This is a genomic window from Haloglycomyces albus DSM 45210 (assembly GCF_000527155.1).
Classification (GTDB): Bacteria; Actinomycetota; Actinomycetes; order Mycobacteriales; family Micromonosporaceae; genus Haloglycomyces; species Haloglycomyces albus.
In genome coordinates, this window is sequence record NZ_AZUQ01000001.1 from 1071105 (window position 1) to 1083774 (window position 12670).

The window sequence follows — 12670 nt, forward strand, 5'->3', positions numbered from 1 at the left end:
TCAATTTGTTACTCAATTCAGTCTAGAAATCCTGGTCAATAACCTTATCGAGCACCTCAGCTCCGGACGTGATCACGGGCCGGATTTGATGCCGGTAGATCGTTCTTGTCGTACTGGTTCGCTTGTGTCCAACAAGGTCAGCGATGAGTTCCTCCCGCGCCCCCTCATCCGAAAGCAGAGAGACAAAGGTATGCCGGAATTCACGTGGAGTCCAGTGGCCCCGAATCCCCGCTTCCTTAATCACTTTGCGGAGGTCCCGCCGTACATTCGCAGCATCACGAATGCTTCCAACTCTCGTCGAGAACACGTAATCGTCACCAGACAGCACAACACCTGAGCTTTCCCTCTCAAGTTCTGCGCGCACCTTGTGAGCAGTAAGAATCACGACGACCTGTTGAGGTAGTGCGATCGTCCGGCGGCTCTTCGGAGTCTTGGTTTCAGCCTTGTTCCTCACTGAACGCCAAACCTCTACATGCGGTGCTGATGTCTCACGATGGGCCGTTCCGCATGAACATTCTTGTTCCGCAACGGGATTCAGATGAACATGCTTCCACTGGAGCGGTCGAGCTTCCTCTGTTCGAACACCCGTGAAGACGGAGAGAGCAATGTAGGCATGAATCCATGAACCGCGACTTGCCTCAAGGCACTTCTTAGCTTCTTCTCGAGTCATTGATTTGCTGGGACGACCGGCTTTACCGTCAGGAGAATCTACCAGCATTGCAACATTACGACTGGCCTTCCCACGTGCTTCAGCGAAACGAAGGATGCGCCGCAGCATACTCAGCAAAAGCCTAAGAGTCGAGGTAGCGTGATCCTGAGCCAGGACTTCGAGCCATTCATCAACCTGCTCAGCCCTAAGTTCCTTGACCTTAGCAGCTCCGAGCAGTGGAATTATGTTAGCTTTCGCCAGGCTTTCGTACTTATCACGAGTCGTTTTCCCCTGCCGCTTAAGGCCATACCGTAGCCAATCCAGCGTCGCCTGCCGAATGGAGTACTGCTTCCCCGGCTCAATAGCGGCGTTGTACTCGTCCTTGATCTTTCTGAACTCCCGACGAACCTCCGCACGAGAGGCCCCCTCAGCCACACGAACATCACGTCGACCATCAGGACGAAAACCAAAAGACAAGCGACCCACAAACTTGCTCCGACGTGTATCCCAAAAGATCGTTCCTTCACCGTACCGGTTCTTCTTTCGGCCTTCATTACTCATGAGTGGTGATCACCTGTGGTTTGTTTGTCGTGTTTGGAGAGTCGTTTGTGGAGTTGTTGTTCAGCGATAGCGGCGGCGTACTCGCGTTCGGCGTCATTGTCGTGACCGAAACCCACAGGGTGCCAATCGTTGACGATCGTGACGTCGTGCTCATCGACATCGAGTTCGGCCAGTAGTTCGTCCAACCGCCAGCGGGCGCGGATGTCGCGCAGTTGCCCGAACGTGAGGCTCCAGGCGCGGGATTTGGTGAGGAAATGTCCACGGAAACCCAGCATGTGTGCCCACCGGCGGAGGTTGAGACGCTCATACTGCACCAGTCCCCCAAGCCGCCAGGCCATCTCGATCATGCGCCGGTAGTGATCGGCGACCGCTACCATCTCCAAATCAAGGTGGGATTTAATGCGCCGGTCGGCCCCATCGGTGACCCCGGTGGATTTGGTGGCGTACTTGGCGATATAGCCCGCCAAAGCCTGATCCGACAGGCCTTCCTTCGCCTTCGCTTCGGTGGTGATGTCGCGCAGATCCACCTGGGTGCCCCATTCCAACACCAGCGTCTCACCGTTCGGACGGGCCGCCTCCACACGTGTATCGGTGACGGCCCGACGGATTGCCGTCTCCAAGGTGTCTTTGGTGGCCCATGTCGGTGGAGTCGAGCCCGGCCCGTCGGGGCCGTCGAGTCGGATGGCGGCGTGGAAATGCACCAGTCCCCGACGCTGGAACTCCGCCACCTTCGCATACGACAGCCGTACCTTCTCGGGTAGATCTTTAACCCGCAACCCGGCCAGACCCGCTAGGGTTCGTTTCAAGCGCCGGGTGAACTGATGCCACAACTCGCCCGCATGAGCGTGCCACAACACAGCGGCTTCGTAATCATAGTCGCCGGCGTCGACGGCGTGACCCAAACGCGGATCGGCTTGGGAATGCCAAGAGCCACAAGAACAGGGGCGGTAGAGCTTACCGCGAGCGTTGACCGACCGTGAATGGACGGGGCCGAATGACGGCGCCGTGAGCGTGACGAACCACCGTGGGCACTCCGCCACCCCCGAATCCACCCCTTTGGAGGCGTCACCGGCCAGACCGGAACGGATCAAATGGTAGGCGTCTTGTGCGTACCAGGCCGAGCAGGTCTCACACATCGACTCGCGGCGGGTTCCGCACGGCACCCACACCGAACCGGACGTGTCTTTCACAACGGTGCCGGTGGCGTTGTCGGTGACGGTCGAGCCGCCACGCAGTTTCACTGGATGAGCACACCCGTGCGAGGATTTCACCTTCTCTTTCCAGGCCTTGAAGCCCGGGCGGGTGATCAGTGCGCGTAGCGGATCGACGTCATCGTTAGTGTCGGCGACAGTAACGCTGCCCGAGTTCACTCTTGAGTCACCGTCCCACCGGTCAGGCCGGGCAGGAAATCAGACGACGCCGGTGTGCCTTGGCAGGCGCAGACGTAGCCTTCCTCGCCCGCCTTCCACGGCACACGACCAGTGGAACCCAGCGAGATCGAGGTGACCTCTCCGGCCTGTAGACGCTCCAGTTGAGTGTCCAACCATTCTTTATAGCCGGGTTCGCCCCACTTGCCGGGAGGAGTCGTATCGGTCGACTGCGGCTCCGCGACGGGGGCCGGGGGTTCGTGGAAGACCGGTTCGTTCGCATCCGGACGGGCGTGACCGAACGGAGACGCCAACGCCAGACGAGTCGCGTCCTCGTAGCGGTCGTCATCGGGCCAGAAGTCCACGCCAGTGGTGGGGTGGACCGAGAAGTGCAGAGCGTTGGCCGCACGGGCACGCAGCCAGTCCCGACCGACACGCTGCACGCCGTTCCAGGCGATATCAGCCACCACGTCGGTGGAGACCGTGTCACCAGCAGGGAGAGTCTCGCGGTCGGAGTGGTAGATCGCCGTGATCAGTTCCAGGAACGTCAAACCTTTCAGCAGGTCACAGACAGCATCCTGATAGCCAGAGCTGAAAATATCGATTTGAGCTTCCAAAGCATCATTGCTAGGCTTGGTAATCATTGTGATCTCCAATCACACGTGATAAGCAGAATTTGGGTCCTGGCGAGCTGCAACTCGTCGGGACATTTTCGTCCTTGCGGAAGGACTTATATGACCTATACTAGAGGGCATGATAGTCCGCGTCAAGGGCATATATAGCCTTTTTCAAGAAAATTCGGGTAGCTCCGCAGGAAAGCACCAACGTCCTGGCGAAATGGAGGAAGTTGAAGTGGAAATGGCCGACGTGATCCGGCAGCGCCGGAGTGAACTCGGCCTGTCGCAGTCTGAACTGGCAAGGCTCGCTGGTATTGACGGACGACAGATCCGTAGGTATGAAGCCGGGGACTCACACCCATCACTTCCCGCCGCTGTAAAAATCGCTCAAATTCTTGGCATTACAACAGACGAGCTCGCTGGACTGGATGAACCCCACAGGATCGACCTGTCAGGCGATTGGTGGGCCAGCTGGCAGACCTCTAAGGACTTTGAAGAGGTCATTACTGCCCAAGAGGTTCGAGTTACTCAAACCGGTGACGACCTTAAAATCCGAACCACCACTAGAGGTATTGCCGTTGAAGACGGTGGATACCACTGGAATGGCGAGTTCGCACTTTGGGGAAATGAAGTCCTACTGGGTTGGTACACCGCTAATGATGGTGCAGTCCGGTCGAAGGGAACCTTCTATTTCACTGTCCATCCACACGGTGCTTACCTACTCGGTCGTTGGGTTGGGATGAGCTATGACGGCAAAATTCGTACCGGTTGGGGAGCCATCGGCAAGTCAGAGGAAGAAGCCCGAAATCTGATCCAGAAACTCAAGGTAGAGAACGCCGAAGATGATCCAAATCAGTGAAGTACTGATCATCGGCCCAAAGGTTGCTCTAGCTGAGCTTGGCACGATTCTTGTAGAAGAGCGATTGGCTGCCTCATGTCATCTCCCTACCGAAGTTGATTCGCTCTACTGGTGGGAGGGAACCATTCAGCGTAACAACGAGGTTCGTCTAACTCTACATACACGTACCGCACTAGTGGATTTGATCGCACAGAGAACCCGACAGGTCCACCCGTACGAGCTTCCAAGCGTCACTCACTACGAGCTTCACACGACAGATAATAAGTATCGACAGTGGATAGCTGAGTCCACAAAAGAATTCTAGTACCCATAAGGAAGGCCTCCAGACCTATGGAGGCCTTTTCCATGGGAACCGGATAGTCATAGCGTTCGTGTCCAAACTTTCTATACCTAATCAAGGGCCGCCTGCGGCGGCCTGTCGGCAGGGCTTGGGAGCCGGGCGTGCGGCCTGGAGGCCGGTCCCGACTCCAGCCCGCCGACCCACAAGGCACCAGAGCCGTAGGAGCGCTTCCCGTTCCAGGCGGGGACTCAGGGCGCTGCCCTGAAACCCGCCAGGACCTCCAGTCCTGGACCAGGAGATCCGAGGAAGGTAGTCAGGCTCGTGGTCCAACCTCCGGAGAGCTGGCCGAAGGCCTATCACGGAACCCAGGGGCCGCTACGCTATGTCAAACCCTCCAGCAACTTTTTCGCGCTCCACACCCAGCATCCGTCACCTCAACCCATGCGAAAAAGCCGCCTCCGAGCCTGACATACCCCTGGAACCCGCGATAGCAAGAATGCAGCTCTCCAGAGGAAGGACCACTCAGAACGAGACCCGCATGAGTCGTCAGTTGTTACTCAATTTGTTACTCAATTCAAAGGGCAACAAGGGGCAACACCGGTAAACAGGGGTCAAAACCGAATCCAACATATCCAGGAGAATCGCGAATCGTTGCAGCTCAAGGCTTCCGCCAAATATAAATGGCATGGAAGAGGTCAGGAGTTCGAATCTCCTTAGCTCCACCAGCAGAAACGGGCCTCGGGAGTCACTCCCGAGGCCCGTTTTGTTACTCAATCGATCTCAACGTTCCTCAACAATCACACAGCCGAGCACATCAACACTGGACGCGGTCCAGATCAAAGTACCTGCTGCCGAACAACACATCGTACCCCCGCTGCGAATGATCAAAGCACGTTGCGTCAAAGACGCCATTGATGGATTCCTGGTACGAGCCGTCTACCAGCCAACTACAGTACTCGTCGACCCGTTTAAATCCATACGAGCTAATCGAATGGATGACGAGGTTCAGCGTACGGGTCCATGTGGCTCGATCCCGAACTTTCATAGTGGGCCACTGGTCACGCGGAAGCCTTGAAATCGCCATGTACAGAGCGGCCACAACCATGTCCTCGCTCATCGCGAAAACGGTATCGGACACAGGGATCATATAGTTGGACAAAGCCGAAGACTTGGCGTCAGCAATGGAAGATGCGGCCAGGCAGTCGGTCATGGTTCCCTCCTTCGACAGTCAGCGTCTGTGATGCCATGAAATAAGGGGCTAGCCTCAGACTGGTATGTAGACCTGATCAACTAACGAAACTGAGACTTATTCGGTTATGGGTCAGTTTCACATCAATATCACTGCCACAGGGCACTGATCGGGACCGCATGAATCTTGTCGCCTAGAGGGAATGCATGTGGACCCGTATGAAGTACGACCCCGGCTTCAAAGCGGTCCCCGATTTCCGAAGCAAGCCATTCAAGGTGATAAGCAGCTTTACGGTTTGGTGCGGAGTCGGCCTTGATCTCTACAGCGATGATTCGATCTCCGGGAAGCTCAACTATAAGATCAACCTCATGACGGCCTTGCTGCTGCCGGAGGTGGTAGAGGCGGGGAGACAATTCCGAGGCCTCGAGCTCAGCGCGCCATTGGGCTATTACGAACGTCTCGAGAACCTGCCCCACCAGTTTCCCATCGCGGACGATCGTATCCATATCCAGGTTCAGCGCTGCAGCAAGTAGCCCGGAGTCGGTGATGAGACGTTTGGGAGCCTTGGCCAACCTCTTGAGTCGACGTTGTGTCCAGGCGGGAATCGTCTCCACGAGAAAGAGATTCTTCAGAAGCTGTTCATAGTCTTGGGCAGTGTTTCTAGACAACTCGGCGGCTTGCGCCAGTTTAAGGAGTTCCACGGTCGAACCACTGTTGAGCGCGAAAGCATGCACGAATCGGCGCACACGGTCTGGATCGCGGTCGCTATTACCCGAAACGGCGTCACGGGAGTAGATCTGGTCCCAGTATCCTCCATACCATCGTTCCCTCGCTCTACGTCGATAACGAAGTGCCGGTTCAGGAAATCCACCCCTTATTGCGCGCTCAAGATAGTCTCGCAGGTCCAGCGACGTGGAAGGAGCCTGCAGAGCTCCGGCCCCTTCACGCGCTATTACATCAATGAATGATGAGTGGTGCTGTTTTCCTTCTAGTTCCCGCTCCGACATCGGTGTGGCGTGTACAGGAACGACACGTCCCGTTCCGGCCCAAGTCTGTGACGTCAGCCGAGCATTGACTGATCCGGTAAGTAGGAAACGGCCTTCGCCCGCATCTGCATCTACTGAGCGTTTAACCGCTCCAAGCACAGTGGGGACCTCTTGCCACTCGTCGATAAGAATCGGTTCCGCCGATCCCCGCAAAATGGCATCCGGATCGGTGTTGAACGCTTCCGCAGTAGCCGGAACCGATAGTTCAAATATCGTTCGAGAGAACTGCCGTGCAGTCGTGGTCTTTCCGCACGCACGTGGGCCTACAACCATGATGGCGGGCAAGTCGGCAACCAGTTCAGTCATTACGGGATCGATGAGACGCTGCAAGTAGTCGGTCATAACTGCGATTATACATTTTCCGCACCTGCTGTTGAGCATTTCCCGCGCCATCTACTGAGCAAATTACACACGACTCACTGAACAAATTCCGCACCTGATACTGAACAAATCCCGCATGCCCTGGTTTCTCCGAGTAAAAGTGCCGAACGGCCGTAATGAATGAGAATAAGAGGTGATGAGATCCAGGTTCGGGAAGCTGACCGCTTCATAGAAGTGGTTTTCACACCTGGATCATCACCGCACCCCAATCTCCGAACCACCACCATCACTCTAAACGGGTGTGCACATCTATGCATCGCGTAACAGGCATTGAGGAGGTTTGACCTCGTGGCCGTCACGGAGACTAGGCAACGGCTTTTCGGTGAACACTGGGATCACTGGCAATGAGCTCAATAGTATGGTCCGCAGTGAATCACGCTATACGGATCTCTGCTACGAGTTCGAACCTCCTTAGCACCACCCGTAGAGGAGGGTTTGGGAATCACTGCTGAGGCCCTTATTGCTACCCAATAGGTCTCATAGATCCTCAGTTAGTCACACTGCCGAATACCTCAGCGCCAGTCATGAACACAGATATGCCAGACGGTGGTCAAACCTTCTGATCTTGCCGATCCGCTTATATCCTAGAGTTCAGAGCCTGTCCGCGCGGAATCTCCTCCTACGTGAGGAAAGCAGACGATTTGCGTGGTTCGCGAAACAAGCATCCTATGCACCTCTACCTGGGAATTACCATTCTGGAACGCCTATCACTGCCAATTTCGCCCATCATCTACTGACGAAGATCCGCGCACCGTACCTCCTTCAAGACAGACATCAGTATCGCAGGCATAGAAAACCCGAAGATTGTATAGGCATCACCGCGAGCGCCCCACCTCGATGCATGAGCAGATCTCATCCGTTGTTACCTGTATCGGTTCCTCAGCCTCGATTCGCCGGATTACCTCAGCATTCGTAGGATCGGTAACTATTTCATGCAGTAGTTTTCGGAGGTAGGCCGAGAGCGATACTCCCTCGCTGGCGGCACACCCCCGAAGTTCTTCGACATCAGCAGAGTCCATACCATAGATCTGCAACTTCACGCTTGACATGTGCTAATTATTTGGCAATCTGCGCGCATAGTCAATTTCCAGGGCATGGGAGTTTCCCCTACGAAAGCAAACGTACAGCCTCAAGTGGTGACATAACGACGCCTCACCCTTGACGACGTCGCGTCGGGGTAGAAAGAACGTCGCCAGTGCCATGACGCACGCGGCAAGTATGAGGGCCACACGATTACTCGCGAATACTCGCGAACGACGCCACGATGCCTCCCACTACGATGAACGCCGGTTGGAGCGATGTCGTCGCGAACGACCAGAGGGCAGATACTCGGGTGAGGAGGTGGTCAGGCGTTACGGTCTGTCGATACGTCGTCATGATCGAATTGGCCAATCCCGCAAACAGCAGTAGTCCCCCAAACCCAAGACACGCTACTGCAACTCCGCTGTAGCCCGGGACCGCAAGCGGAACCAGGAAATACCAGGGACAGCGGGCGAGGCTTGCCAACCATAGACCGCGAATCGACCCGAATTTACTCGCCGTCCTCCGAGCAAATCGCGCTCCCACAAATCCGCCGACGGACGGTACCCCCAATATGATTCCAAGTTGAAATGCGGACATCTCCAAATCATTGAGGTAGAATACGATTGCGATAGGTGTCGCCAACGCACTCCCACCGGCGAACAATATCCAGCTGATAAGCACTCGGCGCAAACTCGGGTGCCTCCGCACGAATCGAAATCCCCCGAGTAGCTGGTCACGTTTACGTTCTCCCTCGATTCGCTCGGGCGGAGGCTCCTCTTTCGACCGCAACAGCAATACCGCGACGGCACTTGCCAAAAACGAGACGGCTTGTATCAAATATCCTGTCAGCGCCCCAAGCCATCCGATTATGACGCCTCCCAGGCTGGGCCCAACGGATATACTCAACCAGTTTGTTGACTCGAGTTTGCCGTTCGCGTCCGCCAGTCGTTCCTGGCCCACCAGCCCTTTGACATGAGGCTGGGCAGCTGACATATAGACAATCTGGCAGGCACCATTAACGACGGCAACGCCACATAGGTACGGGAAGCTGAGCAGTTCCAGGTATCCTGCCACCGCAACACTCGCTAGAGCACTAAACCGAAGTAGATCCGCAGCAACCATAATCGGGCGCTTATACCGGTATTCCGTATAAACCCCCACCGGGAACGACAGCACAAGAATCGTGACCGTTGTGAGGGCGGCAAGAACAGAGACCTGCATCGCGCCGGCATCCAAGATACCCACTGCAACCAGAGGAAATGCCACGCTGCCTATAGCTGAACCAAACTGGTTGATGCCACGACCAGTCCACAGTATCGAGAAGTCGGTGTGCCCTCGGGTGCTGCGATGGACCTCGGTCAGAGTTTCAGAGCTTGCCACTGGGAATCCTTTCGGGTCCATTGAATCGGTGCCTGCCGAGGCGACTCCATAGAGTCGACTCCGACAATCTCGCCCCTGGCAAAGGCTCTCTTATCGCATTCAAGACCTCTCGCTTGATTCTTTAGGGGGGGGTCGAGAACGTTCGGGAACATCGCGGAGCTTGCAATAGCATGTGGTGGGGGTCTTCTGTCATCACTCTGTATTTGCCTACCAGCGCTGTAATCTACTTACTTAGCAGTCGCTAGGCAATGGTCCTGTCGACCAATACTGGTTCCTTCAGAGTGGTCAATACAGCATCCGTGTGACAGATATAGTCGGTTGATCTCAAAGTGAACCAGCGAGCGGCCTCATCTGGTCCAAACTGGAATCTCCCAAGTGGGAGCACCTGCGTTATAGATCTTTCTCGACGCAACGCCGCTGAGCAACCATCATCGATTCGCCCCATACGATGGCTCAGTCCATGGATTGTTACCTGCCGCACCGGTCGAATCGCAATAGAAGCAGTTTGCGGCACACACTGGGCCACGCTAACGGCCCCTCGCCGCCCATTCATCGCCGCGGTGACACTTAGTTGACAGCGTCCGATCCACGGGATCAGTACCTTTTTGATATGCGGATTCGATCAAGTGTTGTATTATACCTCACGACTTGGGATACCTGGTACGCATCTTTCACCTTTGTGAGGGTCGCATACGTTATGCTGGAATGCGAATCAGCGGCATGACGTTAGCGCTAGGGCAACTTCAAGCCAATGGGAAGGTGTCCATATAATTGCATACGGAATGTTGTCAGAGATGTCACGATACGACCCATTAGGTATATCGATGGCCGCCGACTGAGACGTAGCACGAAAACGGCCCCTGGAGGAACCCATGGCGATGCCTAACGATGGGAATGGAAATCCCCAACCAGACCACAGTCGCACAGGGACGCCCGACGATACCCACCTGCTGAACACCCAATCCCCGTCCCCCACCCCGATCAATCGACGTAACGCCCTCATCGGCGCCGGAATCATCGGAGCCGCCGGAGCCGTCGGCGCTGGAATCGGCGTCGTCGCCGCCAATCAAGCTTCCTCGCCCGTCTCCAAGTACACTCCCCCACCCGTTCGCGCCAAGGTGGGCATCAGCGCCGAGGACGGAATCCACCCTGGTAACAGCTTTACCGTCGATGTAGCCGACGGTCACCTGAAATCGGTGACGGTCACCGACTCCGAGGACCGGGAACTTGCCGGTGAGTTGAACGACGAAGCCACGCAGTGGACGTCACAGGGCACCATGCTGGCCGAACAGGAATACACCGTTGCGGCCACCGCTGTCAGCGACGACGACCTGGAAGAGGACTTCACCGAAAGCTTCACCACCGGTGAGGTCGAGGCCGGAAACTTCGCCGTCTCCTGGGCCGCTCCGGTCGACGACGATGCCGTCGGTGTCGGCGCGCCGATCATCGTGCAGTTCACCAAGCCCGCCCCCGACAAGGTCGAGGTCGAGAAGCTTCTCCACGTAGAGTCCGAAAAAGGACACAATGGAGCCTGGCGGTGGAAGGACAATACCACGATCATCTACCGCACCGAGGAATACTGGGACCCCAATCAGACGGTCACCTTCACCGCCAACTTCAAAAACGCCTACCTGGGCAACGACGAGTGGGGCACCGAATCGTTCTCGACCGAGATGAAGATCGGCCGGGAACGCATCACCAAGATCGACATGCCCACCTGCGAGATGGAGATCTTCGTCGACGGGGCTAAGGACCGCACCTACCCGACCAGTGGTGGCAAGCCCGGGTGGGAGACTCCTTCGGGAACCTACCTCGTGATGAACCACGAGGGGACCGTCCGAATGCGACCGAACGTTCCCGAGGACGACCCGGAGTACTACGATCTGGACGTGGACTGGTCGACGCGCATGAGTAACTCCGGAATCTACGTTCACTCGGCCCCGTGGTCCGAAGCCGACCAGGGGAAAAATAACGTCTCGCACGGATGCCTGAACCTGATGCCGAAGCGTGCCAAGTGGTTCCATGAAACGTCACTGCGGGGAGACCCGATTCAGGTCACCAACACCGACTCACATCTGGAATGGTGGGACGGCTGGTCGTACTGGCAGCTGACCTTCGACGAGTGGAAGGAAGGCTCGGCGCTCGTTTAACGGTGCGGCCTCACACTTCCTCACTGTCATAACCGTTCCCGAGTGGTGCCGTGAGTCGGATGTTCATTCGATTCGGCACCGCTCAAAGCCGGACACCTCATTCTCCGCCGCTCACCGATGATGTTCCAGGCGGCGATGCGCTCCTTCCACGTCCGGATCGGTGTGCACCGTCGCGCGTTCCAAATGCCCGATCGAGTGCAGCAGCTCGTGTTCGGCTTCCACCGCGATATCGTGGGCCTCGGTCACCTGCAATTCCGGACTGACAATGACCTCAACTTCCGCATACAGGCGATGTCCCACCCATCGCATTCGAACCGAGCCCACCGCGCGGACCCCGTTCAGTTCCGCCAGCGCCGTCTCTGCCTGCGATATCAAGGCAGGATCCACCGCATCCATCATCCGTCGGTAGATCTCCACCGCCGCGTCCTTCAGAATGAAGAGAATCGCCAACGCGATCGCCAGTCCGATCACCGGATCGACCCAGTCCCAGCCGACAGCCAGACCGATCGCCCCGACGACCACGGCCAGCGAGGTGTAGCCGTCGGCCCGCGCGTGCAGACCGTCGGCCACCAGCGCGGCCGAGCCGATCCGGCGGCCCACTCGCATCCGGTAGCGCGCGACCGCTTCATTGCCGATAAACCCGATCACCCCGGCGGCGGCGACCGCCCACAGCAGCGATACGTCATCAGGGTGCCGCAGCCGGTTGATGGCCGCGTACCCGGCCGCAAACGCCGAGGCGGCGATGAAACAGACGATGACGATTCCCGCCAAGTCCTCGGCACGCCCGTATCCGTAGTTGAAGCGGCGATTGGCCGCTTTCCTGCCCAGCAGGAAAGCGATTCCCAGCGGTACGGCCGTCAGCGCGTCGGCGACATTGTGGAGAGTGTCGCTCAGCAGGGCGATCGACCCGGTCACCACAAACACCGCCGCTTGCGCGAGCGCGGTGATTCCCAGCAGGCCCAGCGATATCCACAGCGCTCGTAGTCCTTCGCGGCTGCCTTCGAGGGCGGAGTCGGTCTTGTCGGCGGAGTCGTGTCCGTGGGGTATGAGCACGTGTGTGACGCGGTGCCAGAGACCGGTGGTTTTACCGTGGTCGTGGTGATGGTCGTGGGAGTGGTCTGTCATGAGCGACATTCCTTCGGTGGTTGGAGTGTGGGGTGCCGTCGCA

General features: G+C 57.1%; 11 protein-coding genes. 3 read left to right on the forward strand and 8 right to left on the reverse strand.

Going from position 1 to position 12670, the window contains the following annotated elements:
- Positions 1-22: 22 nt before the first annotated feature.
- From HALAL_RS0105010 to HALAL_RS0105020, 3 genes are read right to left on the reverse strand one after another with little or no spacing between them, the layout of a single operon-like run.
- Positions 23-1210, reverse strand: a complete 1188-nt coding sequence (locus HALAL_RS0105010) for a site-specific integrase (protein ID WP_025272951.1) — start codon at positions 1208-1210, stop codon at positions 23-25.
- Entirely contained in the window at positions 1207-2580 is a 1374-nt protein-coding gene (locus HALAL_RS0105015) for a replication initiator (protein ID WP_211240427.1), read from the reverse strand. Before HALAL_RS0105015 ends, HALAL_RS0105010 begins: the two co-directional genes overlap by 4 nt.
- A complete protein-coding gene (locus HALAL_RS0105020; RefSeq protein ID WP_025272953.1) occupies positions 2577-3221 on the reverse strand; it encodes a hypothetical protein in 645 nt (214 codons plus the stop codon). The genes HALAL_RS0105015 and HALAL_RS0105020 overlap by 4 nt, the downstream gene beginning before the upstream one ends.
- A gap of 109 nt (positions 3222-3330) precedes the next feature.
- Here HALAL_RS0105020 and HALAL_RS0105025 point away from each other — a divergent pair, with 109 nt between their 5' ends.
- The gene (locus HALAL_RS0105025; protein ID WP_211240428.1) at positions 3331-4053 is read left to right on the forward strand and encodes a helix-turn-helix transcriptional regulator; all 723 of its coding nucleotides are present in this window, start codon (positions 3331-3333) and stop codon (positions 4051-4053) included.
- Positions 4037-4357: a divalent-cation tolerance protein CutA gene (gene cutA / locus HALAL_RS19440; protein ID WP_051462756.1), complete on the forward strand. Its 321-nt coding sequence runs from the start codon at positions 4037-4039 to the stop codon at positions 4355-4357. The genes HALAL_RS0105025 and cutA overlap by 17 nt, the downstream gene beginning before the upstream one ends.
- A gap of 790 nt (positions 4358-5147) precedes the next feature.
- Here the strand turns inward: cutA and HALAL_RS0105030 are convergent.
- From HALAL_RS0105030 to HALAL_RS16545, 4 genes are all read right to left on the reverse strand, one after another.
- The gene (locus HALAL_RS0105030; protein ID WP_025272955.1) at positions 5148-5543 is read right to left on the reverse strand and encodes a hypothetical protein; all 396 of its coding nucleotides are present in this window, start codon (positions 5541-5543) and stop codon (positions 5148-5150) included.
- Between the two features lie 128 nt (positions 5544-5671).
- Positions 5672-6910, reverse strand: coding sequence for an ATP-binding protein (locus HALAL_RS0105035; protein ID WP_025272956.1), 1239 nt, complete (start codon positions 6908-6910; stop codon positions 5672-5674).
- 854 nt (positions 6911-7764) lie between these two features.
- Positions 7765-7998 (reverse strand): hypothetical protein, encoded by a 234-nt coding sequence (locus HALAL_RS0105040; protein WP_025272957.1) that lies wholly within the window; start codon positions 7996-7998, stop codon positions 7765-7767.
- Between the two features lie 184 nt (positions 7999-8182).
- The gene (locus HALAL_RS16545) at positions 8183-9373 is read right to left on the reverse strand and encodes an MFS transporter (RefSeq protein WP_025272958.1); all 1191 of its coding nucleotides are present in this window, start codon (positions 9371-9373) and stop codon (positions 8183-8185) included.
- Positions 9374-10224: 851 nt separating this feature from the next.
- Here HALAL_RS16545 and HALAL_RS17375 point away from each other — a divergent pair.
- On the forward strand, positions 10225-11502 hold the full coding sequence (locus HALAL_RS17375) for a L,D-transpeptidase (protein WP_025272959.1): 1278 nt from the start codon (positions 10225-10227) through the stop codon (positions 11500-11502).
- 111 nt (positions 11503-11613) lie between these two features.
- Here HALAL_RS17375 and HALAL_RS0105055 read toward each other — a convergent pair whose 3' ends face one another.
- The gene (locus HALAL_RS0105055) at positions 11614-12627 is read right to left on the reverse strand and encodes a cation diffusion facilitator family transporter (protein WP_025272960.1); all 1014 of its coding nucleotides are present in this window, start codon (positions 12625-12627) and stop codon (positions 11614-11616) included.
- Between the last annotated feature and the right edge of the window lie 43 nt (positions 12628-12670).